Origin of the sequence: Aeromonas sp. 602658 (assembly GCF_049173005.1) — a bacterium.
Taxonomy (GTDB): domain Bacteria; phylum Pseudomonadota; class Gammaproteobacteria; order Enterobacterales; family Aeromonadaceae; genus Aeromonas; species Aeromonas veronii_A.
The window spans coordinates 93,771-117,533 of the sequence record NZ_JAAKRF010000009.1; the positions used below are offsets into that span (position 1 = coordinate 93,771).

Annotated in this window: 19 protein-coding genes; 3 read left to right on the top strand and 16 right to left on the bottom strand. The window is 50.0% G+C overall.

The annotated features are described in order from the left end of the window. Window positions 1–116 precede the first annotated feature (116 nt). Together G5253_RS09580 and asnB are read left to right on the top strand one after the other, a co-directional pair. A complete protein-coding gene (locus G5253_RS09580) occupies window positions 117–485 on the top strand; it encodes a cupin domain-containing protein (protein WP_182939436.1) in 369 nt (122 codons plus the stop codon). 192 nt (window positions 486–677) lie between these two features. Beyond that, window positions 678–2,342, top strand: a complete 1,665-nt coding sequence (gene asnB, locus G5253_RS09585; RefSeq protein ID WP_421203194.1) for an asparagine synthase B — start codon at window positions 678–680, stop codon at window positions 2,340–2,342. A 314-nt stretch (window positions 2,343–2,656) separates the two neighbouring features. Here asnB and G5253_RS09590 read toward each other — a convergent pair whose 3' ends face one another. From G5253_RS09590 to G5253_RS09665, 16 genes are all read right to left on the bottom strand, one after another. Next, complete coding sequence (locus G5253_RS09590; RefSeq protein WP_421203195.1) at window positions 2,657–3,163, bottom strand: hypothetical protein; 507 nt, start codon at window positions 3,161–3,163, stop codon at window positions 2,657–2,659. A 60-nt stretch (window positions 3,164–3,223) separates the two neighbouring features. Continuing rightward, on the bottom strand, window positions 3,224–4,558 hold the full coding sequence (locus G5253_RS09595; protein ID WP_421203197.1) for a capsule biosynthesis protein: 1,335 nt from the start codon (window positions 4,556–4,558) through the stop codon (window positions 3,224–3,226). A 7-nt stretch (window positions 4,559–4,565) separates the two neighbouring features. Further along, window positions 4,566–6,599 carry a capsular polysaccharide biosynthesis protein gene (locus G5253_RS09600; protein WP_421203199.1) on the bottom strand — a complete coding sequence of 678 codons (2,034 nt, stop codon included), beginning with the start codon at window positions 6,597–6,599 and terminating at the stop codon, window positions 4,566–4,568. 76 nt (window positions 6,600–6,675) lie between these two features. After that, entirely contained in the window at window positions 6,676–7,371 is a 696-nt protein-coding gene (locus tag G5253_RS09605; RefSeq protein WP_421203201.1) for a cytidylyltransferase domain-containing protein, read from the bottom strand. Next, window positions 7,362–8,423 (bottom strand): nucleotidyltransferase family protein, encoded by a 1,062-nt coding sequence (locus G5253_RS09610; RefSeq protein WP_421203203.1) that lies wholly within the window; start codon window positions 8,421–8,423, stop codon window positions 7,362–7,364. Before G5253_RS09610 ends, G5253_RS09605 begins: the two co-directional genes overlap by 10 nt. Before the next feature lie 15 nt (window positions 8,424–8,438). Then, entirely contained in the window at window positions 8,439–9,080 is a 642-nt protein-coding gene (locus G5253_RS09615) for an acetyltransferase (RefSeq protein WP_421203205.1), read from the bottom strand. After that, entirely contained in the window at window positions 9,073–10,146 is a 1,074-nt protein-coding gene (gene neuB, locus G5253_RS09620; protein ID WP_421203206.1) for an N-acetylneuraminate synthase, read from the bottom strand. Before neuB ends, G5253_RS09615 begins: the two co-directional genes overlap by 8 nt. Further along, window positions 10,143–11,303 carry a UDP-N-acetylglucosamine 2-epimerase gene (gene neuC / locus G5253_RS09625; RefSeq protein WP_319907198.1) on the bottom strand — a complete coding sequence of 387 codons (1,161 nt, stop codon included), beginning with the start codon at window positions 11,301–11,303 and terminating at the stop codon, window positions 10,143–10,145. The genes neuB and neuC overlap by 4 nt, the downstream gene beginning before the upstream one ends. A 2-nt stretch (window positions 11,304–11,305) precedes the next feature. Beyond that, window positions 11,306–12,448: a LegC family aminotransferase gene (locus G5253_RS09630; protein ID WP_421203209.1), complete on the bottom strand. Its 1,143-nt coding sequence runs from the start codon at window positions 12,446–12,448 to the stop codon at window positions 11,306–11,308. A 9-nt stretch (window positions 12,449–12,457) separates the two neighbouring features. Continuing rightward, window positions 12,458–13,651, bottom strand: a complete 1,194-nt coding sequence (locus G5253_RS09635) for a UDP-N-acetylglucosamine 4,6-dehydratase (RefSeq protein WP_421203211.1) — start codon at window positions 13,649–13,651, stop codon at window positions 12,458–12,460. 40 nt (window positions 13,652–13,691) lie between these two features. Then, window positions 13,692–16,775, bottom strand: a complete 3,084-nt coding sequence (locus G5253_RS09640; protein ID WP_421203213.1) for a hypothetical protein — start codon at window positions 16,773–16,775, stop codon at window positions 13,692–13,694. Between the two features lie 246 nt (window positions 16,776–17,021). Beyond that, entirely contained in the window at window positions 17,022–18,248 is a 1,227-nt protein-coding gene (locus G5253_RS09645) for a sugar transporter (RefSeq protein ID WP_421203215.1), read from the bottom strand. Window positions 18,249–18,263: 15 nt separating this feature from the next. Beyond that, window positions 18,264–18,914 (bottom strand): ABC transporter ATP-binding protein, encoded by a 651-nt coding sequence (locus tag G5253_RS09650; protein ID WP_421203216.1) that lies wholly within the window; start codon window positions 18,912–18,914, stop codon window positions 18,264–18,266. A gap of 10 nt (window positions 18,915–18,924) precedes the next feature. Then, entirely contained in the window at window positions 18,925–19,725 is an 801-nt protein-coding gene (locus G5253_RS09655; protein WP_421203218.1) for an ABC transporter permease, read from the bottom strand. 63 nt (window positions 19,726–19,788) lie between these two features. Beyond that, the gene (locus tag G5253_RS09660; protein WP_421203219.1) at window positions 19,789–21,597 is read right to left on the bottom strand and encodes a polysaccharide biosynthesis/export family protein; all 1,809 of its coding nucleotides are present in this window, start codon (window positions 21,595–21,597) and stop codon (window positions 19,789–19,791) included. Beyond that, window positions 21,584–21,958 carry a hypothetical protein gene (locus G5253_RS09665; protein ID WP_201996467.1) on the bottom strand — a complete coding sequence of 125 codons (375 nt, stop codon included), beginning with the start codon at window positions 21,956–21,958 and terminating at the stop codon, window positions 21,584–21,586. Before G5253_RS09665 ends, G5253_RS09660 begins: the two co-directional genes overlap by 14 nt. A 1,171-nt stretch (window positions 21,959–23,129) precedes the next feature. Here G5253_RS09665 and G5253_RS09670 point away from each other — a divergent pair. Continuing rightward, window positions 23,130–23,654 carry an acyloxyacyl hydrolase gene (locus G5253_RS09670; protein ID WP_201996469.1) on the top strand — a complete coding sequence of 175 codons (525 nt, stop codon included), beginning with the start codon at window positions 23,130–23,132 and terminating at the stop codon, window positions 23,652–23,654. Window positions 23,655–23,763 lie beyond the last annotated feature (109 nt).

Consider the following 23,763-nt stretch of genomic DNA (forward strand, 5'->3'; position numbering starts at 1 on the left):
GCTCTTGGCAAGCAGGAACGCATCGTTTAAGTTATGCATAACCTCGTTTAATAAAACGAACAAACGCGGGGCCGGGATGGCCCCGCTTTCCTATCTGACGAAGCCAAGGAGGCACCATGAAGACCCTCAACGACTGGATTTTGCCGGGCCGCCACGAGGCGGCCCCCACCCCGCTGATGCCTGCCCCCGAGCGCATTAAAGCGGGCAACCCGAGTCAGACGGTGTGGAACCACTACTCCGACCCCAGCCAGCAGTTTCACGTGGGCTTCTGGTCTTGCGAGCCGGGCCGCTGGGCCATCCACTACACCGAGCACGAGTATTGCCAGCTGCTGGAGGGGGATGTGGTGATCCACGACAGTCTGGGCGGCCAGCTGGTCCTCAAACCCGGCGATCAATTTGTCATTCCAGCCGGCTTTATCGGTGAGTGGGAGACCCTTACCCCCTGTCGCAAGGTCTACGTCATCTTCGAACCCGCCTCGGCTTGACGTTCACGTCACCCTGCCCCGTTGCAGCAGCCCTTATCCTGTTGATCCACTTGACGCTTACGGCATGATTTTCTGCGGTTTTCCCGCTTGCAAAAGGTTTTTCCGCTAGGCATTGTGTCTGACGAGGAATGTAAATGGAATTTCGAGCCCAAACGTGGGGGGCTCATATAAAAATCAAGAGGATTACCGCCAATGTGTTCAATTTTCGGCATTCTGGATATCAAGTCCGATGCAGTCGCCCTGCGCAAATCGGCGCTGGAGATGTCCAAGCGACTTCGTCACCGCGGGCCTGACTGGTCCGGCATCTACAGCTCCGACAAAGCCATTCTGGTGCACGAGCGTCTGGCCATCGTCGACCCGGGCAATGGCGCCCAGCCGCTCTACAACCCCGAGCGCACCCATGTGCTGGCGGTCAATGGCGAGATCTACAACCACAAGGAGCTGGAGAAGAGCCTCAAGGTCGACTTCCAGTTTCAGACCAAATCCGACTGTGAAGTGCTGCTGGCTCTCTACAAGGAGAAGGGCCCGGCGTTTCTCGACGATCTCAACGGCATCTTTGCCTTCATTCTTTATGACGCTGAACAAGATGCCTACCTGATTGGTCGCGACCACATGGGGATCATCCCCCTCTATACCGGCCGCGACGAGCACGGCAACTTCTATGTCGCCTCCGAGATGAAGGCGCTGGTACCGGTCTGCAAGAGCGTCGAGACCTTCCCGCCGGGACACTACCTGTGGAGCAAGGATGGCGAGCTCAAACAGTGGTACAAGCGCGACTGGATGGAATACAGCGCGGTCGAGCACAACGTCAGCGACAAAGCCGAGCTGAAAGCCGCGCTGGAAGCTGCGGTCAAACGCCAGCTGATGTGTGACGTGCCTTATGGCGTGCTGCTCTCCGGCGGGCTGGACTCCTCCGTCATCTCCGCCATCACCAAGCTCTATGCGGCGCGCCGCATCGAGGACGATGGCAAGAGCGAAGCCTGGTGGCCGCAACTGCACTCCTTCGCCGTGGGGCTGGAAGGGTCGCCGGATCTCGCCGCCGCCCGCAAGGTGGCTGATCACCTCGGCACCATCCACCACCAGATCCACTTCACCGTGCAGGAGGGTCTGGATGCCCTGCGCGATGTTATCTATCACCTCGAGACCTATGACGTCACCACCATTCGCGCCTCCACGCCCATGTATCTGATGGCCCGTTACATCAAGGCGATGGGGATCAAGATGGTGCTCTCCGGCGAAGGTTCCGACGAGCTGTTTGGTGGCTACCTCTATTTCCACAAGGCGCCCAACGCCCGCGAGTTCCACGAAGAGAACGTGCGCAAGCTCGCCTCTTTGCACCTCTATGACTGCCTGCGCGCCAACAAATCGATGGCCGCCTGGGGTGTCGAGGGTCGCGTGCCCTTCCTCGACAAGGAGTTCATGGACGTGGCGATGCGCCTGCAACCTGCCGACAAAATGTGTGGCAAAGGCAAGATCGAGAAGCACATCCTGCGCGAAGCGTTTGAAGATCTGCTGCCCCACGAAGTGGCATGGCGCCAGAAGGAACAGTTCTCCGACGGCGTAGGTTATTCGTGGATCGACAGCCTGAAGGCGATGGTCGAGACCGAAGTGACAGATCAGATGTTCGAAGCGGCCGCTTTCCGCTTCCCCATCAACACCCCGCTCACCAAGGAGGCCTACTTCTACCGCGCCATCTTCGACGAGCACTTCCCGCTGGAGGCCGCCGCTCGCACCGTGCCCTACGGCAAGTCGGTCGCCTGCTCCACCCCCACCGCGCTGGAGTGGGATGCCAAGTTCAAGGAGATGGCCGACCCGTCTGGCCGCGCCGTGATGGACGTGCACCAGCAGGGCTACTAAGCCTGCACGCCAACCCGGACGGATAACGCCAGAGAGCAAAAAGCCCTTCACCATGGTGAAGGGCTTTTTATTTTTAAATGTTCCAGATGCAATCAATATTGATAAATGAATACGCCACTTAGCTCATCTTGAAATAAATCCACAATAATTGTTGCTCAGATAAAATGGGGCACCATTTTATGACTCACAAGTCAAAATCTGGCCTGAAATATATTTCACACAGCTTGCCAGATTATATCCACCACAAATGTGTATTAAAAAACGTGGCAAAATGACAAAGTACAATGCGTAATGGCGATCATATTTCGCTAATATTACAGCGTCCATCGCAATGAGAAGGTGGTGACCGCGACATGGTCTCCCCCAGGTACCCAATCAACCTTGGGTGCATAACCGACTTCCAATGCAACTGACTTGTAACCCAGTATCACTATCGGCAAAGCGGCAAAACCATCAATACCCGAACCGTTGAGATAACCAGCCTGCGCCCCTACCCCAGCAAAAAAATGTTCGGTGAGATACCACTCTTTCCGATAAGAGAAACCCGCATAACCAGCTGTATTTTCTAGAGAATCCCGATAAAGCCCGCCGCGCAGCGCAAGTTTTCCCGTGTCGTTGTCACCCAAGAACACCCACGCCAATCCCAATCCCGGGTTAAAACCATTAAAGTCACAGGTTTTGCTTTTTTTTCCTGGTCCCTGCGAACAATCACTGTGTATTGATGCCCCGTGAATAATGAGTGAAAGATCATGTTCAGCTGCCATGGAAAAAGTCGGCAACCCCAAGAGTCCAATGGATAACAAGCAACCGTGAATGTTCATGTTAACCTTCCTGGTTTTATTTACCTCTCACTAACACACTAAATCAAAAATAGGCAGACATCAAACGAGTAACATCAGAGCGGTTGAACCGATAGATGTAAACGGGTCGCTAATACCATCGAAAGTGGCCAGCCAGGGTAATGTAAGGCACATGGTATTATTCACCCTCATACGGCGTTCCGGCGATACAAGCTCATCACGCATATTCGGCGCTGAAAGCTTCATTTTTTCCATGACCGCCAGCGCACTCATTTTCAGATGACGGTAAAAACTGGCATTGAGCTGGGTCAGATGGAGCAAGGAGTGGCGCACCCGTTTGAATGTCTCGGCACATACAGGGCTCTGCGAGTGCCAGAAGGAGGCCAGCGAACCTTTGGTGGTCAGACCGTCAATATCATAGAGTGCCCGCCCCATGCAGAAGGTGGGTACATCATGGAGCAGAGCAGAGAGACCGACCGTGCTGTTGATGGTGATCACCCCTTTGAGCAAGGGATACAGGGTTGGCAGCGGCAGTTCATAACCGTAAAAGACCCTCCCCTCAAGGCCAAGCACCGCGATGAGCCTGTTTATCTGGGCACGATAACTGACATAGCCCCGATCCATGGGGTGGTGCTTGAACAGCAACACATCTTCGGGTTTGGCATGCTCAGCAAAGGAGTTGATCACCTGCGCAACCATCTCCTCTACCCCACTCAGGTCAGAGTGCTCACGGATCTGAAAATCCTCGGTCACTTGCAGTGGCACAAAGAAGATCCGCCCTGCGTACTGCGGCAACGCCTTGAGCAGGGCGCGATCCTGGCGCAAGTTGCCGTATTTCACCATGGCGCCACAGACCCACCCCATCGCCTCCTGCACCAGACTCCAGGGACGGTGATTCACAAAGTGGGGATAACGCCAACGGAACAGCGACTTGTTGATGTGGTAGCGACTGGCATACCAGGCGCGCACCGCAAAGGTCTTGCCCACCTTGAGCGAGCTGTCATAAGGCACAGGCCAATCCAGTTGGGCAAGTTGATCGCGCCGCTCATACCAGGGGCTGAAGGCATTGACCCCACCCTGCTCCAGCGTGACGAAATCGGGTCTGAGATAGCCCTCCTCCATCGCCCAGAATGGCACTCGCTTCAACTTGCAGATACGGCCAGCCTCCAGATGGTAATAACGGCAGTCCCCGTAACAGATCACCGTATCGATACCCTGCTGCTTGAGCACCCGGCGGAAAAAGGCGTTCCAGCTTTCCGGTTTCCCGCGAAAACGCAGATTTTTTCCAGCACAGGGCCAGCACTCATCCCCGCCATTGAAATGGATCTTCACTACCTGATGTCCCGCCTCGGTCAACTGTCGACTCAGGGTCTGAAAGAAAGGGCCAAGCGGGCCTTGCAGTAACAACATCTTCATTGACGACTTATCTCAAAAACGGGGAGAGAGAGGGGCGCTGCATGAGCGTCTGGAACAAGTAACCGAGCTTGAGCTGCCAGCGTTGCCAGCGGCTCGCTTTTTGGGCCGATGAGTGTCCCTGCTTCGCCAGTTGGTGGATCAACTGCTCCGGACTTATCCAGAGCCCGGTCTGCCAATCGAGATAGAGCGGATAGGCAACCAGCGTCAGATAGACCAGCGCCGCCAGCGGCAGACTACGTTGACGACGAGCAGGCGGATTGGCATCCGTGGTCAACCCCCAGCCACTGTAGAAGGGTTGGCCCCAGGTCGTCACCTTGACCCCCTGCACCAGCGCCTCGAAGCCACTGAGCGAGGTCATGGTATGCAGCTCATCCACATGGGGATAGAGGCTGGTGAGCCCAATATCCAGCACCTGGCTATCGACACACTCCGCCAGACAGGCCGCAGAAATCGCCCCACCACGATTGCCCGCCACCACATCAGGGTGTGGCTTGTAGAGAATATGAGCATCGGGTTTGGCCGCTCGCACCGCCCACAGCAACTGCTCATTGCTGCGAATATGGGGGCTCCCGGTCAGGATGGAGGCATCGCCATCCACCTGACCCACCACCAGCACCAGCTCACGACCATCATCGGGCCTGGTGTAGTGCTGCGGCTCGCCCACATTGTATTTGCTGACCCTGTGTTCCCGTAGCAAGGCGAGCAGCGCATCCCCGCGTTTGACCTCCACCTCTGTCAACTCCTGATAGTTGAGCAACTGTTCCAGCCCGCTGGGAGTGCGACTGTCGAAATAGATCCCGACCGGGTCCAGTGACAAGGAGGAGGGACGACAGAGATTGGAGCCCAGCCCCCTCGAGCGAATAAAACCATCCTCGACCCGGATCGCAGAGGCGAGATCAGGGTGGCGGCTACCCCACACCAATATCTGCTCGTCACCGGTCAACCGCTTGGGTGGCTTGCGCACAAAGCGCAACTCATCGGCCAAATGCTGGCAAAACGCCTGCATAAATGCCCGCTTCCACAGCGAGAAACCGACCAGATAGAGCCGGCGCCAGCGCGGCGCGGGGCGGCGCTGATTGGCAATAATGGCGACCACCTCCTCTACCTCGCAACGCTGGCCCAGCACAGGGTCGAGATAGCGGGGATAGCGGATCAAGGCTGCCGCGACCAGCTGGGCGAGCGACACTTTTACGTTGCGCCGTTCACACTGCTTGCTGTCATGGGTCAGCCCCCAACCCGCATAAAACGGCATACCGAAGCAATAGACCGGCTTGCCAAGCAACAGGCCTTCAAAACCAAGCTGGGATGACACCGTATAGACCGCATCCACCACATTGAGCAGCGCATGGGGATGGCAGTGATCGGCCACAATCTCCACATCATCCAGGTTCAGACGGGCCAAAACCCCGCGCTTCTTGCCAAGGCGAGTATCGGGATGGGTGCGCAGCAACAGGCGCGCATCGGGATGATTGCGGCGCGCCGCCTCCACCATCGCCACAAAATCAGCTTCACTGGCCAGCGCCCCCGGAATGGAGAGATCCCCCGAGACCTGATCGACCAGCAGGACCCTGGGTTTGGCGCTCTGCTGCAGACGAGTGGCAAGCCCTGATGGCAAGCCGCCATAGTCCCCGACGGCAGAGAGGGCGGTCACGCTGCCGCTGGCAATCGACTGATCGGGGGCAGTGGCATAACAGTTGTATTTGGTGACCCCGAGGCGTACCAGCTCATCGATCAATCGCTCGGCCCGTGCCAACATCTGTGGTTCGCACGGGGTGGCAATCAATTGTTCAAGCTGGCTGGGCTGGCGGGCATCGTAATAGATCCCCACCGGATCGGCGATCAATGAGACCGCCTTGCCCCCCCTGGCGGGGTGGCCGATATAACCGATAAAGCCATCTTCCAGCTGCCAATAGGGCAATCCTAACGCTTGTGCCTTCTGCTTAATCTGCCTGGTATTGGCTTTTTGGCCCCAACCAATATATATATCATCAGGTTTCACACCACTATCATATTTATATCTACATACAGTCCCTTTAAACAAAACATTAATAATGCCAGATTTTCTCTTCAATCCAACAGAAGTGGCCCATATGTTCATCACAGCCCTCCTGACTATTTCACATTTTATTTCTTTTATCAAACATCAGGGTTGCCAATAAAAAATCCAACTCACCATCAATATCTATTGACTTATCTTTATCCATAATATAGGCAAATGAACCATCTGAATAAATATCTGACAAGGAACCGACAAAACTACGATCAAAAATATAAATAGCACCATTCAGACGGTAATAGATTTCTAGTTCTTGGCTCCGCATATTTTTGATGGCTGGAATAAACCCATTCATACTAAGATCGCTCGAAAGACGATTGCAGTATTGAATAGGGTGATCAACTTCACATACAGAGATAACTGCAGATGCTTCTTTCTCATCATACAGAGCCATGGCTTCTTTTATATTGTCCACATCACGCAGTGGCGAAGTTGGTTGTAAAAGGGTTACTTTGGTTACTGGACTGTAATGTGTCTCAACCCATTCAACCATGTGACAGATCACATCATTGGTTGTTGCTGTATCACTGGCTAACTCGGCAGGCCGAAGAAATGGGATAGCCGCCCCAGCACTCATTGACACATCGGCAATAACCTGAGAATCGGTACTAACTAACACCATGTCGAATAGCTGGCTATCCAAAGCAGCCTCTATTGTCCAGACGATAAGAGGCTTACCAGACAAGGGCAAAACATTCTTATTCGGAAGTCGCTTGCTCCCCCCACGTGCAGGTATAATTGCAATGCTCAGGGACATGATACCAACTCCTTAATATCGAGTTGTGCCTTGCGGAAATCATCCATACGACCAATATCTAGCCAGTATTCGTGTATTGGGAACATTAATACCTCTTCCTGCTTGGCGATTTGCTGTTCAAGCAGGGTAGGCATATCAATACGTTCTCGCCTTGGCACATTCATGAACAATTCTGGACTGACTACATAAATACCGGCATTGACAAAATATCGTTGAATGGGTTTCTCCTGCATCTCGAGGAGGCGATATCCGTCTCCACTAATAACTCCATAAGGAACCTGATAGTCATATTCACGAACACACATGGTCGCTACAGGCTGATTTTTGTTATGGAAATCAAGCAGGCGCTTGAAATCCACCGTAGTGAGCACGTCGCCATTGATCATGATCAGTGGCAGAGCAGGGATGTCAGCAGGCAGCAGTCCCAAAGCACCACCTGTTCCCAAGGGAGTTTCTTCATGCACGTAGCAAATATTGGCCCCCCAGGCTGAGCCATCGCCAAAATAATTGGTGATCCTCTCAGGCATATAGTGGGTCGAGATGTAAATGTTCTTAAAGCCGTTCTTGAGGAACTGGTTCAGCAGGGTCTCCAATATGGGCTTATCCCCTACCTTGAGCATGGGCTTGGGGCAACTGTCGGTCAGCGGGCGAAGACGTGTACCAAATCCACCCGCCATGATGAAGACGGGGTTGTCATAGCTCGGCGCTTGCTCCGCGCGCTCCCAAGTTTCCAATCCAATCAGCTTGCCAGTATTATCGACCACCGGCAGTGAAAGAATGCTGTGCTCACGCATGATCCCCAGCAACTGCGCACGGGGCAGTTTGGCTGAGATGGTGATGGGGGTGGGATTCATCACGGCCGTGACGCTTTGCGTCAAAGAGACATTATTCAGGATGGCACGACGCACGTCACCATCAGTCACAACTCCCAGCAGATGCTGATCCTCATCCACGACCAGACAGACCCGTAATGCCTCTTCATTGATCACGCTCAGAGCATCGCGCACCGAGTGTTTGCGCGACAACACCGTTTTTTCCCAATTTTTGCTCATCCAATCCATCCTTTACTACTTGATAGGCATCACGCTGCTCCGAGCAACGTATGCGATTTGTTTAACACCTAGAGCTCGTGTAAGTGTTGCTCCAGCACCGACCACAGCATCGGCACCAATCGATATACCTTGGATCACGGCGGCTCTCGTACCGATATGAACTCTTTCACCCGTCACCACCCCGCCGGATAGCACAGCGCCTGGTGCCACATGATTGTCTCCAGCCAAGTGGCAATCGTGCTCCACGATGGCACCGCTATTGATGATGCTATTGGCTCCAATCCGGACACCAGCCTGAATGATCGCCCCCGCCATTACTTGAACACCTTCTCCCAGCTCTGCGTAGGCAGACACCGTAGCTTGTGGCGAGATAACACGGGCAAACCGATAGCCCAGCCCCTGATAACGGGCAAACAGCTCGGTACGCAACGAGTTACCCGGCAAGGAACCGATTCCGTTGACCAGTTCCACCTCATGTGGGCGATAGGCAAGTATTTTTGCTTCGTCGTGCCAGAGAGAGATGTCTGCAAACACGGCGCGAGGTGCACTTGCGGTGGGCGCAACCAGGGCAAGAGGAACAATTCCCTGGCTGCGCAACATGTCGACCAACACGGAGGCATGCCCGCCAGCTCCGAGAACAATAACTGGTTTATTCACGGATAGGTTCACCCGCCAGATAGGCACGCTTCGCAGGTTGCCCCAGGAGCTGCCAGTAGGCATAGGGACTCATCCCATCGCCCGGGCGCTTGATGGCGAGGTTGTCGGCACAGAGAATGGCCCCCTCCTCAATGTCGCAGGCAGCGACTAGGCTCTTGCGTGCGATCTCCTTGTTCTTGATCTCGCTTGGGCGCGGTCCCTTGATACCATCCCCCAGTGCCAGCTCCACATCGCGGATCCCTTTCACCATGGCGGCCAGTTCATCGGGTTCTAGAGAAGCCTTGTGATCAGGCCCTTCCATGTTGCGATCCAGAGTGAAGTGCTTCTCGATAAGGCAGGCCCCTCGGGCCACCGCTGCAATGGGAATAGTGATGCCCTGGCTGTGATCCGAATAACCGACCGGCAACCGGAATGCGTGAGACAACGTATCCATGGCTTTGAGGTTGATATCCACCATGGGCGCCGGGTACTCGGTCGTGCAATGCAACAGGGTCACCTTGTTGGCAAGAGCTGCCTGACCGGCCTCGCTTGCATAGGCAGCCATGAAGGCGGCCTCACCGGGCTGCGCATCCTGCGGCGCGGTCAATCCGAAGGCTATCACCCCCAGAGCAGCTTCCACTTCTGCCAACGTGGCCATGCCGGTCGAGACGATCAACTCGCAACCGGTGCGGGCATGGGCCAGTACGAAAGGAGCATTGGTCAACTCCCCGGACGGGATCTTGAGTGTCTGCAACTTCAACCGGTTCACCAAGAAGTCCAGGCTCTCGGTATCGAAGGCGGTAGACAAAAACTCGATGCCGAGAGATTCGCAATGGGCGATCAGACGAAGATGGGCATCGAACGAAAGCTCAAGGCGGGAGAGCATGGCAAACTGGCTCTCTTCCTTACCGGTGTTGGCGGTTTGATAAGCGGCCTGCTTGGCCTGGCGGGTCACCAGATTGGCCGCCTTGAAGGTCTGAAACTTGACGACATCGACGCCTGCCTGGTGGGCAGCATCGATCAGTGCCACGGCGAGTGCTTCGTCGCCATTATGGTTGACGCCGGCTTCGGCGATGATGCGGATCATGGCGACGGACTCCTGTCGAGATCATGGAACTGTTTGATGGTGGGGATGGCAAAATGCTTCAGGCGTGCCACGATTTGGCCGCTGGCGTCCCCTGCACCATAAGGGTTGACATAAACATCCGGGCCCATAGGCTGCAAGGCCTTGGCAATGCATTGCGTAATGGCCTCAGCCTTCGCGTCGCAATGGAGCACACTCTTCGCTGCCAGACGCCCTTGTTGGCGTTGGCCGATATTGATGGTCGGGACACCCAGAGAAGGCACTTCAATGATGCCGCTCGACGAGTTGCCGATCACGGCGGCACAGTGTTTCACCGCGCTCAGGTAACGTCTGTAACCCAAAGACGGGATGGCCAGCACGCGTGCAGGATTGGCTGTCGCATACTGCTCAAGCAGTGGAATGATGGCTCGACCACCGTCATCTGCATTCGGGTACGTCAGGATAACCTGATGGTCGGGATAGTTATCCAACGCCGCCAGCAAGGCACTGAAACTCTCCCTGGCCGGTTCATCGGCCAGAGTCACGGGGTGATAGGTCACCACGAAGAACGGTGAGTCCAACGTAAACCCAAGAGAGGATTGCAGCTCGTCCATGGACAGCAGCGGTGTCTTGATGATGTGGTCCAGACCGACTGCACCTACGTTGAACACCCGTTCCGGCGCTTCACCCAGTTGGATGACGCGCTGCCGATAGGGCTCGGCGGCCGTGAAGTGCAGGTAGCTCAACTTGGTAATGGCATGGCGAATGGCGTCGTCATAAGCCCCCTCGGTGATCTCGCCACCATGGAGGTGTGCTACCGGTATGCGCTGCAACATGGCCGCCTGGGCAGCAGCCAGCGCTTCAAAGCGATCCCCCAGGATCACCAGCACATCCGGTTGCAACCGGGCCAATGCATCTGCCAGCCCGAGCAAGGCCACGCCCATGCTTTTGACCACCCCCACAGAGGTATCGGAGGAGAGCAGCATCTCGATGCGCTCATCGATCTTGAAGCCATCCTGCTCTATCTGCTGATAGGTCAGGCCGAACTCGGGGGACAAGTGCGTACCCGAGACGATCAGCTTGAGCTCCAGATCGGGATCCGCGGCAATGTCTTTCATCAACCAATAGAGCAACCCGTATTCGGCGCGAGTACCGGTAAAGACGGCAATGGTGTTGGCCATGTTCAGACCTCGACAGGCGAGCTGGGCAGGTTGATCAGATGGGCTTCCAACCATTCGGCATTGCTAAGCTCCCCACGCAAGGCATGAGAGAACATGGGCAGGCGATGCATCAGCTTCCATACAGGCCGGGTCATGACACCAGCCTTGTTCAGCTCGGTCAGCAACGTATCCCGCTGGGTCTTATCTTCACAGACAATCGCATTGAGCCAGTAGTTGGAGCGTCCATAAGAAGGCTCGGTCACAAACTGGCATGCCTGTCCCTTGAAGAACTCGGCATAGTGCATGGCAAGCGCCCGCTTTTGCGCCAGGAATTGCGGCAGGGCTTCCATCTGGGCACATCCGAGGGCCGCATTCAGATTGGGCATCCGGTAGTTAAAGCCGGGTTCATCATGATAGAACTCGAACGGATGGGGTACCTTGGCGGTGGTGGTAATGTGCTTGGTGCGCGCCCCCTGTTCGGCATTCTGGCAGAGCACCATGCCACCACCACCCGTGGTGATGATCTTGTTGCCATTGAAACTCAGGGCGGAAAACGCACTCAGCGTCCCCGTGTGTTTGCCTTTGTAGTAGGAACCCAGGCTCTCGGCAGCATCTTCCACCAGGGCGATGCCCCAGGCCTCGCACACGGCCTGAAGCTCATCGAGTTCAACCGGATGACCAAAGGTGTGCATGGGCACGACGGCTTTGAGGCGGCGTCCGCTTGTCTTGTGGACCGCGCCTGTCTCGGTGCGAGACGCATGCTCTTCCAACCAGTTGGCCAGGGCAACGGGGCACAGACCCAGGCTCTGGCGTGATACATCGACGAACACGGGTTCTGCGCCCATGTGATACAAGGCATTGCAGGTCGCCACAAAGGTCAGGGGCTGGGTGATCACCAGATCGCCTGCCTGCACACCTGCCATGTAGAGCGCGATATGCAGCGCCGCCGTGCCATTCATGGTGGCAACGGCACGGGCTGAACCGGTAAAGGTGGCTATTTGTTGCTCGAACTGCTCAACATAGGCTCCGACACTGGAAACGAAGGTGCTTTCGAGGGTATCGAGCACATATTGACGTTCATTGCCGGCAAAGGTCGGGGCGTGAAGAGGGATGAAGTCATCGGTTTTGTAGGTATCACGAATAAAACGTATCAATTGAGTATGCATACCGATTCCTTACATCTTGCCGTCGAGATATTTGCCCGTTTCTTTGTGACCAAAATCCGGGATCATGGCGAAGAACAACTCGACGATCTCTTTCTTGTCCCAGGCGCGTTTTGTTTTCATGGCTGCAATGGTCTGCTCGAAATGGTTGAGCTGATCATTCTGATATGAGGGTTCATTCTTGATGATGCCCAGGTTCTCGAACCGGGCCATATCCAGCACTTCCTTGTCCGTGAAGAACTCTTCGAAGTCTTTTTCACCCGTGGTGTCACTCTCGGTAAAGAGGCAGGGCCACATCCCCTGCTCAGGCAAGCTCGCCATCAAGGCTCTGGCTTCATCCTCGTCCTTGCACAGATGCGGCTTGTAACCATGCTGCTCCAGATACTTCACCGCGATTTCGGCGAAGGTAATCAGGTGCAGGGATTCGCTGAGCTTGGGGAAGAAAATATCCCTGTTCTCACCGAAGATGCAGGACATCAGGCACAGCTCACCGGACTCCTGGGGGGTCACGAAGTAGCGTTTGATGTCGTTGGGGGCGACGATGGGCTGACGTTTTTGCAAACGCTGGTTGAAGCCATGCAGTAAGGAGCCATCTGAGAAGGCCACATTGGCAAAGCGCGCGGTTGAAATGGCAATCTGTTCGCTGCGGCGCATCAGGAACATCTCCATAATGCGCTTGGACGCCCCCATCATGTTGACCGGATTGGCCGCCTTGTCCGTCGAAACACAGAAATACTTTTTCACTCCCATGTCGATGGAGTGCTGGATGGTTTTGTCCGTGTTGAAGACGTTGACATCGATCATGCGCATCAACGTGAAAGGATCTTTCTCACTGCGCACATGTTTGAGCGCAGAAAGGTTGAGCACGTAATCATAGGCGCCGTCAGCTTTGATAAAGGCGTCATATTCAATGGAGCCAATATCCAGGGCGAACGTCTGGAAATCACCATCGATATAACCAAACGAGCTGCGGATATCGCGCACCAGCTCGACCATATTGTTCTCGCTGATATCGACAACATGCAACTTGCGTGGATTTCTCTTGAAGATCTCTTTGGTCACCGCCTGACCAATGGAACCGGCCCCCCCCAGGACAAGGAACCGGGACTGGCTAACGACATCCGACAGCTTTTGTTCATTTTTACCAATATCATCAACAAACAAGTCTTTATTACGGCCAATAATATTTAAAATATTTTCTCTCATTTTTTTACCTAATATAAAGATGAGCTATAACGCTCTACATTTAGCTTTTGATATTACCAATCAAAAACTCGTCAATTAAATCATGCTGACTTTCACTTGTAAAAAAGTGTTTGTTATTTGAAATATATGATGTTCGCAAGTAATCAAGCCGCGTACTGATATCATCACTTAGTATTTCATCCGAAAGTGACTTATCATTGTCAACTTTGATGGCTAGCCCTAACTTTGAAAAATCAATAGACTCATGTATCCCATGGAATGCAGCAACAATAACACTCATACCAAATAATGAGGCTTCTAGTAGAACACTACTGAAATAACCAACAACTATTTTAGCCCTTACTAGGTTCGTGTATGTATCTGCATCCCTTGAAAGAATCAGTACATTTTCACAATCTGAAAAAATAGATTTAACCTTATTCAATATAGACAGTTCTTGATGTGGATGCGGTTTTACTATCAAACTTCCACCATACGTTTTTAAATGTCTTCTCAGTGAGTTAGATATTGCTATCATCGTCTCAGAACATGAATGTTGCATTGCAAAAAAAATATCATACTCACACTCGGACTGAATTTCCTTCGCTTTTCTAATTAACTTCAACCTTGATGTGATATTTTCAGAACCAATTTTGAATAAACTATCCTCGGATGCACCGAAATGACGATATATATCAATTTGATTACTATCAATAACGCCCATTTTATCTACTGAGTGAGAAGAGTATCTTGCTGAATGAGAGATTATTTGTGGTTGAAGACCTATACTTAGAACACCATATTGGGAAGCTAGGGCCGCTATTATTCTTGAAATTACGCTCCTCTCCATCGTTGTAACAAAAGAGACTATAGAATTTGAATTAAATATTGATTGGAGCTCAGATATCAGGAAAAAATTATTCAAGGTGGAATTCAAATATACATCTATACGGGGCGATATTATTTTAATTAATTCACTAGGCAATGATTTCCCTAGATTAATAAGCAGGCTATTTTTTATATTAGTTTTGAAAATGTCTTCGATTATAGGGAAGCAACATGCGTGTCTATTCTTATAAACACTCCTATTACCATCATAAACTTCAAAGTGAGGATGTGTCGTTTCGAGATAAGTTACGGTTTTGGATTCATCTTGGATTGCCGCAGGTAGAAAAGATGCCCCAAAATAAATTATATTTTTATTGGTTTTGTTACTTATACAAGATATGACTCTCTTAGTCATTGGTAGATAAGCGTAACTGTCCACTTGTAGATTACCACAAACAACCACAGCATCCATATTAAAACAAGTTTTATTGCGTTGTATGTCCCAGTGACTTGAGTTTAAAACTTTTTTTGCATCTTCATTCGATAGCTCGCTAGAAAGGTCATTCGTATATGGTTTGGACAACGAATCATTTATGATATCAGAAAATGCTTTCGCATCAAGGTAAGTTCTGGCTCCATAATATATTGAGCTTTCTCGGTCTATATTTCTGGCGTGATACGCTAATGAAAGAGCGATATCACTCATGGTTGCAGGATCATTTTGAACAACCAAGACCATATCAAACTCTAATAATACCTCCTTCATAGCATTATATCTCAATGCTTCGAAATATAAAAAGTCACCAAACCCATTTGAGTTTGTTTCAATTATTTTATCTGACCAAATTTGATCACAAAAAACAGATATTGTTTTTTTAAAATTTTCAGATAGCAACTCAGTGAATTTTATCGATCTATCTTCAATTTTTGACAGGGTAACACCATATTTTTTATGTATAGATGTTATCTCTAATTTTTCCTGTTCATCTTCATTTATTAGTGTATTTTCTACTTTAACGAGACTATCTCGCGCATATATTAAAGATACTTTATTTTTAAATTTAGTTAACTCTTTTGCAAAGTGCAGGGTTTGAGGATCATCAGTAATAATACATATATTATCTGTCCTTGTGTGCGTTATATATCTGCTCTGAATAGTTGATCTGGTTTTATAGTTGATAAACTTATATGACGTAACGATCCTATCTGGGGATAATTTATTTCTATCTAATTCATTAAGTTCATTTATGAAATGATGGAGAACCGTCTCTAAAGTTGAAGGTTTTTTATTTTCGGGGTCATAGTATTTAGGGTAAAGAATATATGCAGCATAGAATATTTCCTCTAGAGAGAGAACCCTACCCCTCCTTTCTACCTTAAACCTATCATCTGTTATACCCCACCCAGAATAAAAAGGAGCCCCAACAGTAGTAACCTTCACTCCATATATTAATGCTTCAAAACCACCCAAAGATGTTTGGGTATACACATGATCTACCTTGTATAAGGCATCCTTTAGGGAGATATCCAATGGAATTATTTCAGCATATTTTTTTATTTCATTTATGCTAGATATATCATGCCGATTCCCACTTAAAACATCAGGATGAGTTTTGAATATAATTTGAGATGTTGGATTTTCATCGTATGCTATTTTAACAAGTTCAGCATTTGTTCTTATACTTTCACATCCATATAGTAAGGATTGGTCATCCTCCACTTGACCGAGCACTAATATCCGCTTGGTTGTCTTAGGACCGTAAAGCATAGGAGCAACATTAGATCTTTTTTCATTATACTTTGAAATTGAATGATTTCTTATTAACTCTAAACAATAACTAGTTCTAGAATTGAATTCTTTATCAGAATTAAAATCATAGGTTGATAGTATTTTTTCTAGTTTAGATGGGCTGTGTGAATTAAAATAAATTGACTCATTATCTATGCATAGAGAATATGGAAGTGTATGATTGGAACCAAGCCCGATTGAGCGAATGAAACCGTCCTCAACTCTATATATAGGAATTGAAAATTCCTCTGCATAGTCGTTCAAGTCATCAGGTTGTATCATTCCCCAAATAAGAAAAATAGGCCTTGGAGATAAGCTAATTGCATGATGTTTATCATATACATGATCTTTTACCGCTAAATATCTCAAGTTGTATTGTGGAAAATACTTTTTTAATATAGGTCTCTTCCATTTTGCAACGTTAAAAACCCATGCCGTTTTTGCTAATGGATTAGCCCTATACATTAGGGATTTTGCTATTGGTAAATAATTGTTTTTAAGTGTATATTTTTTGTCTTTTAATTTCATGTTCAAATCTTATATAAAAGTGTATTTTGTTTTTGAAATTTCAACAATAGATAATTACTATCAAACTTAATTATTACGATACTTACTAAACATATCGTAATCCCTCTATATCATTACATGGTTTCCCATTTTTTCTTTAGCAAGACGATGCGTACCAGAACCAAAAGTTGACCTGTTCTCGTTTATGCATAATGGAATGCTCTTATTATCTGAACTAAGAGCTTTATTTTCTGTGCCATCGTTCAGTTAGTCTTGGTGCTCACGGAGAGTTGCTAGCCCCATGAGGATAAGCCCATAAAATAGGCAGAGCAGAACTCCTACAGTGGCCAAGTTGTAGAGGCGACGAGGATATTCCGCATCTTCAGCCAAAGTCGGCTGACTGATGATCAGTAGATGCTTGAGCTTACGATATGCCTCTACCCTAGTTTGCTCTAGGCTGATCAGGCCTGTTTTGTAGAGATCGGCAGCCAAAGTGGCCTGGGTTTTCAGATCCATATACTGGGCGGTAATTCCGTTCATCGCCTCAGGTGCCACCTGATTGCCAGCACCGGTATGATTGGTAGTCAATTTCGCCTTTTCCTGTTTCAGTTGCTTGCGCAACGCATCAACACGACTTTGCACCGATACCACCCCTGGTGCACTCTCTTTCATATAACTGCGCAATTGCTTCAGTTCTGCCTGCTGGCGCACCAGCTCGGCTTCAATTTCACTGACCACACCAAGGCGTGCAGTGCTAGTCGATTCCGGGCTGATTAGCTGATGGCTATTTTGAAACGCCAGTACCTTGGCTTTCTCTGTCTGCAAGCGTTGATGGGAACGGTTAACCTCTTGCTCGACAAACGCGAGCTGATCCATGGCAACCTGATGGCCCAGCTTGTTGATAAAGCCTTCCGCCTCTTTCAGCATCATGCTCACTACCTGCTGGCCATATATGGGCTCAAAAGCCTGCAGTTCGATAGTTAATACCCCGGAGAGTTCATCAAGACGCAAGTTCAGGTGATCACGGTAATATTCAAGAAACTCTTCGCGGGTCGCCTCCCCCGATAAACGGGAGAAGAAGTCGGCATCATGGCTTTGGTAGTGCGCTTTAAGCGCCAATTCGCGATCCAGCTTGGCCAGCAGATCCCAGGAGCGCAGGTACTCTTGTACCAGTAATATGTCCTGATGATTGCTACCACCCAGCCCCAGCATAGACAGGGCATCGGGCAGCATTTTGATCTGGTCGGCCTGTTTGATAATGATTTCGCTACGGCTGACATAACGGTCTGAAGCAATCCCGCCAAAATAGATCGATGCCATGGTAAAGCAGGCTACAACCCACAAAAAACTGCCCAGTTTCAGACTCTGTTGCCAAGATCTGTGGACGATCTTATAACCGCTGGAATCAATGAAGAAACGCTTCGGCTCTTTGCCAAGCTTGCGAATCTTCCGCACGAAGCGTGATGGCTTTTCTATTCTGATAGGTTGTGTCATGTTTAATTGTGCTTATTATAGATTTTGATAAATACAGATCGCATCGTCGATATTGTCGAACACTTCAAGCTGGCCATTGCGCAATAATATCCCCATATCACACTGCTGACGCAGGTTTTTCATATCGTGCGACACCATAATCAGACTGGCCGTTGCACGTTTCTGGTTAAAGACATCGATGCACTTCTGTTTAAAGCGGGCATCCCCCACCGAGGTGATCTCGTCGGTCAGATAGATATCGAAGTCAAAGGCCATGCTAACAGAAAAATTAAACCTTGATTTCATTCCGCTGGAATAGGTTTTGATCGGCAGTTCAAAATGTTGCCCTATTTCCGAGAACTCCTTGACCCACTCCTCTACGGCTTGGGTTTCGCGCACCCCGTGAATGCGGCAAACAAAACGAGTATTTTCACGACCCGTCATGCTGCCCTGAAAGCCCCCACTCAAAGCCAGAGGCCAGGAGACCCGGCAATGCCGGCTCACCTTGCCTCGGTTGGGCATATCCATACCCCCGAGCAGCCGTAACAGGGTCGACTTTCCCGCCCCGTTGACCCCCAGAATGCCGATATTGCGGTCCCGAGGCAGGGTGAGCGATACATCGCGCAGCACATAGTTACGACCAAATTTGGTCGGGTAATACTTGGTAACTGAATCAAGAACAATCATGTGGATCACTTTAACTGGCAATCAAGCGGCGGTGGCTTAACCGATAGCAACTCATGGCAAAGGTGAGCAGTATCAGGGTGACCGCAGCCAGATACTCCCAACTAACATATGGGCTGCTATAGCCGGCAATCCAGCCACTGCGAATAAGCTCGAGGGCATGCACCAGCGGATTCCATAAAAACCAATGCTGATACTGACTTGGAATTGCAATTAGAGGATGCATAACACAAGAAATAAACATCAAAGGCATCATTACTAAACGCAGGAATTTATTAGCTTCTTGAAATGAATGACCTATGACACAGAAAAGGATTCCCAGAGAGAAGGAAAACATCATCAGCAATATATAGATAAACAGCACCTGTAGCGGATCGGCGGGTATAGCATCAAAACCAGACCAAAGCAGCCCAAGTATAAAAATTGCTCCAACCATCATACCGACCATAGTTTCCAGCATAAACCTGGCAATAAACGTTGTGAAGGGAGTTACCTGGCGATAACAGAATAGCCCCATGTTGCCACTGACTGCCGTTTGCAACTTACTCACCACATTTTTAAAAACAATAAAGGGCAGATATCCAGTCGCGATAAATAACGGTGCCGGTGCCCCACCAAATCCACTATGGCCACGCAGGCCGAAAATCAGGCTAAAAAAAACAATCATTAGCAGCGGATCCAGCAGAGCCCAGGCATAACCCAGCCTGTATCTGCCAAAGCGGGTTTTAAGCTCACGAATAAGCAGGCCAAAGACAACATCTCGCAACACCTGCAGGGATGTACGCGGAGTTTGATTAAGAATCGGTTTATTCATTAAGTCGCTCTACCGTATAACAGACTCGCCGAGGCGAGTCTGTCTTACGCCGCAATCAGCGGCTTAGTTAATTGCTACATTAGCAGCCACGGCGATCTGATAGATAATTTGAGTAATATCCTTGACCGATTGCATGGTTTTGCTGTCGACCTTGGGCAACACCAGGATCTGATCACCGGGCTGGACACTCCCCTTATCTTTAAACTCCACCAATCCGTTGGCATGAACCACGGCTATCCGCTGGTCATTTGCACGCTCGGTGAATCCGCCCGCCCAGGCCACATAGTCATCGAGAGTCGCATTGGCGTTATAGACCACAGCCTGTGGCATCAAGACTTCCCCACCGACCTGGATCAGGTCCGTTCTGTTCGGTATGACTATCTGGTCACCCTGTTCCAGCTGAATGTTCGCAACAATCCCCTTGTCTGCGACCACCACCTTGCCAAGAGGCTGGATTTTTCTGGCCTTTTCGACAAAGCGCATCACCAGTTCTGCCTCTTTGGCACGGATCGCCGCTTCACCATCCGAACTGGCGGGAGCAGTAAACACAGTGCGTTCCAACCGGTTGAGCGACTCTTCCAACATCTCTTTTTGCCGCGCAGCAACACTCTTGCGCATCAGGTAGATGGATTGGTAATCGGCAAGCTGTGGATCAATGGGAATATGGTTGAGCAGCTCATGCAGCTTGGTCTGCTTGCGCACAGTGAAATATGAAGGCCCCATATAGCTACCAGCGACCTGCACATCATAAACCTGAGCATGCATGTCATCGTTGAACAAGACTTTGTCACCATCCTTAAGCTGAAGGCTGGCAAAATCCTTGTAAGGTAAATAGATGGAGAATGGACCACTTGGACGGTCACCTATCACCCCGACATGACTCACCTTGGCAAGCGGCAGTGCGTAGTTGACCAGCTCCGAGCCTAGCGTATTACGCTGAGTCAATTCGAAACGGAAGGGATTACGAACCTTGCCCGCGACATTTATCATCGGGCCCTGTGGCTCTACCAAGATGACATCCTGATCTTTAAAAGAGAGCTTGGGCATTTTGCCCTGCTGCATGAATTCATACAGATCGATTTTTTGGATGACCTGGTTCTGGCGTAATACCTTTATTTGACGATAGCTGCCGCGCTCCGAGTCGATCCCCCCAGCCCGCTTTAGAAAATAGAGCACACTGTCAGAGGATTGACCCGCATACTGGCCTGGCCGTATTACCGGGCCAGTGACAAACACACTCACGGGAGTTGTTGTCAGCAGGTTGACGTAGATATTGACATTATTCGTAAAAACATCGCCAATCCTGCTGGTCACCAGATTATTGACCTGGCTGGCTGGCACATTCTTGACATTTATCGGGCCGACATCAGGGATGAAAATATTGCCCTGATTATCTACCGTCACTACATTGGAAAAATTGACGGCCCCCCAGATCCAGATATTAAGCTTGTCCCCTGGCGCAATCAGATAATTGTCATTCAAGCCATCGCTGCGTTCGGTCTCATAGCCACCGGCAAACAGATTGGCGCCATAAGGAGGAGGTAATCCAGCCTCTGCCAGGGGCAGTAATTTACGTACATCTGCCTCACCGGGTAACAACATCCCTTGACGATTCTGTTGAGTAAAACTCCCGGTCGTTGAACTTGTGTTGGCCTGCCCACTCAGTGCTGCTTGACCACCAAGCTGGGTGCCGGTGTTTTCAGCAGCCTTTCCTGAAAGGGTGTAACCAAATGATGATCCATTTGCTTGCGCTAAATCCGGGGCGGCAATGGCCATGGTTGCGCAGGATGTACTGATGAGAAACAGAAGTGTGCCGAGCTGATAAATTTTCATTTTGTTCAAAACATGTGCCTTCATTTTATTGCTCAGCAAGAAGGTTGCTGACAGAGGTCTGTTCCAGTTGAGGTATCAGATACCATTGTTCTTCAGTCTTGCATGCCGCGCGCCTTTGCGAATGGCCTTGCATGCTGTTAAACAACAACTCAACGCACTCAAGACCCAGAGCCGAAACATAGCGTTGCCCCAGGGTATAGGTAACATTGTTTCTACTGAATGCAGCGCCTTGTGGCAGTGTATTCAGCGCCTGCTGCAGATCGGGAGGCATGGCATACAATTCAGTAGCAACTGACGGGTTGACGAGAGGACGAGACGCTTCTACCTGCTTTGGCTCATATGCACAGCCACCAACTTGTATGGCTAACGATATGGCCAATAACCGGGTTGCAAAATTCATGTGTCAATATTTCCCATGGAGTCAAGTGTTGATCTGTTAAAGCCAGGTCGCCTTATGGTCTGGCAACGCTATTGCCGATCGACTCATTATCTTTCATGACCAAAAAACGAACTGACATGTGGCTGTTCATCCCCAGCCCTGCAACTGCAAAAGCGGGTTTTGAGTTCCTCATCAACAGACAATCTGCCGAGACTGCGAAGCGATACCAGGCAGTCTGAACAAGAGGGCTTTGCTCAAAAAATTACCATTTACAGCACACATTTCAGAATGTTCTGAGTGAATCGAGCAAGACACGATATATGATGGATCTCAGACAGAACAGCAATAGTCTCATCAGAAGTAGGCATGAGCTCTAAAATGAGCAATGCGGCTCAATTGCTGTAAAGATGTAGCGATGTTGATGAGAAACACTGTTTTTTTGCCATAGCTACCGCACGGCAACGACATCTTCCCGGACAAAAAACAGACAAAATGGATGTAAAACTAAAACAGGAGGGAAAATAACGAGGACTGCCAGCTCAAAAAGCAGACAGAAATTGATTGCAATGTAAGCACCCATCCCGTGCATGAGAACGTCACAATGTGACGTATATCATACTTATTCTCATTTTTTTCGAATGCTATCAATTAGCCACAATTGGGTCAACACTCAAAAAACTCACCTGCATTCTTCACACGACAAGGAGGGACACAAGACTCTGTTTTTAAAAGATTTACGCTCAAAGCAGCATTGGTAATAAATGTATTCGTACGGTGTAAATATTTTTGACGACAAGCAAGATTAATTTAGAAATTTCTTAATTATCCCTCGCCCCTCCAAAAAGAAATTAATTTTTTGTGAGTTACATCCATTGAAGTTTCAATCAAAATATGGTTGGCAATACTTTATTCGAGTTCGGCAACCTCTCTGATATCCCCATCAATCCACTCAGCCATTGCCTGAAAAGTGACCACCATTAACATCACACATAACAAACTGTTCAAATAACGTTCAGCCAAACTCCATTTTTCCCCCGTTATTGAGAACATAAAAGCGATAGACCATTTATTCGCCAACATGGTTTTTTTTAGTTTTTCTGGCCGTGATTGACAGGGTTATTGCCTGTTGACTATGCCTGATATGTGTCCGATTGAATCGGCACCACAGGGTCTCAACGACATTGGAGGGGGCATGGACGCTAACACTCTATCAAGGATTGGCCTGCTGGTTTCACTGTTCACCAGCGCAGGGGCCGTGGCCAATGACAATATTCTTGCCCTGCAGCTGGGCAAGGCGTTCAGCAATGAAAAGCTCGACATCAAGATCGCCGATGCCAAGTTTCACCACATGTTCTGGCGCTGGGGAGACTCGGCCTGTCAATTTGGATTGGGAGTGCGTGGCGGTACCCTCAAGGTAGAAGATGAAGAGACAGCAAGACTGGGAGGCGGTGCCCGTATCGAATGCCAATGGGGTAACTGGGTGACCTGGATCCCCGGCGAAATGGTCTGGCTCGATCAGTATCAATTTGGCACCCGCGGCCACGGCTACAAGGATTACGGCGGTCCCTTGCAGTTCGCTCTGGGTATCGGCCTCGGTTACGCCATCACCAAGAATTGGCTGATCGGCTATCAGTATGAGCACATGTCCAACGCCTATATGTATGACAAGAACCCGGGGCTGGACAGCCATACCCTCCATATCGAGTACCGTTTTTAGCCAGACAGGCTTCGTCATGCTCATCTGAACACTGTCTAGTCCTGAAATAAGTTTACACATTTTCAACTAGCATTTTTCTACTCAGAACCCTCTATGTACCGCATCGGGG

Coding starts and splice junctions, on each gene's coding strand:
- neuC (WP_319907198.1), bottom strand. CDS start 11,303: ATGGCCAACACCATTGCCGTCTTTACCGGTACTCGCGCCGAATACGGG.
- G5253_RS09645 (WP_421203215.1), bottom strand. CDS start 18,248: ATGACACAACCTATCAGAATAGAAAAGCCATCACGCTTCGTGCGGAAG.
- G5253_RS09580 (WP_182939436.1), top strand. CDS start 117: ATGAAGACCCTCAACGACTGGATTTTGCCGGGCCGCCACGAGGCGGCC.
- G5253_RS09670 (WP_201996469.1), top strand. CDS start 23,130: ATGGACGCTAACACTCTATCAAGGATTGGCCTGCTGGTTTCACTGTTC.
- G5253_RS09640 (WP_421203213.1), bottom strand. CDS start 16,775: ATGAAATTAAAAGACAAAAAATATACACTTAAAAACAATTATTTACCA.
- G5253_RS09655 (WP_421203218.1), bottom strand. CDS start 19,725: ATGAATAAACCGATTCTTAATCAAACTCCGCGTACATCCCTGCAGGTG.
- G5253_RS09650 (WP_421203216.1), bottom strand. CDS start 18,914: ATGATTGTTCTTGATTCAGTTACCAAGTATTACCCGACCAAATTTGGT.
- G5253_RS09610 (WP_421203203.1), bottom strand. CDS start 8,423: ATGAGCAAAAATTGGGAAAAAACGGTGTTGTCGCGCAAACACTCGGTG.
- G5253_RS09630 (WP_421203209.1), bottom strand. CDS start 12,448: ATGCATACTCAATTGATACGTTTTATTCGTGATACCTACAAAACCGAT.
- G5253_RS09665 (WP_201996467.1), bottom strand. CDS start 21,958: ATGAATTTTGCAACCCGGTTATTGGCCATATCGTTAGCCATACAAGTT.
- neuB (WP_421203206.1), bottom strand. CDS start 10,146: ATGATCCGCATCATCGCCGAAGCCGGCGTCAACCATAATGGCGACGAA.
- G5253_RS09590 (WP_421203195.1), bottom strand. CDS start 3,163: ATGAACATTCACGGTTGCTTGTTATCCATTGGACTCTTGGGGTTGCCG.
- G5253_RS09635 (WP_421203211.1), bottom strand. CDS start 13,651: ATGAGAGAAAATATTTTAAATATTATTGGCCGTAATAAAGACTTGTTT.
- G5253_RS09595 (WP_421203197.1), bottom strand. CDS start 4,558: ATGAAGATGTTGTTACTGCAAGGCCCGCTTGGCCCTTTCTTTCAGACC.
- G5253_RS09605 (WP_421203201.1), bottom strand. CDS start 7,371: ATGTCCCTGAGCATTGCAATTATACCTGCACGTGGGGGGAGCAAGCGA.
- asnB (WP_421203194.1), top strand. CDS start 678: ATGTGTTCAATTTTCGGCATTCTGGATATCAAGTCCGATGCAGTCGCC.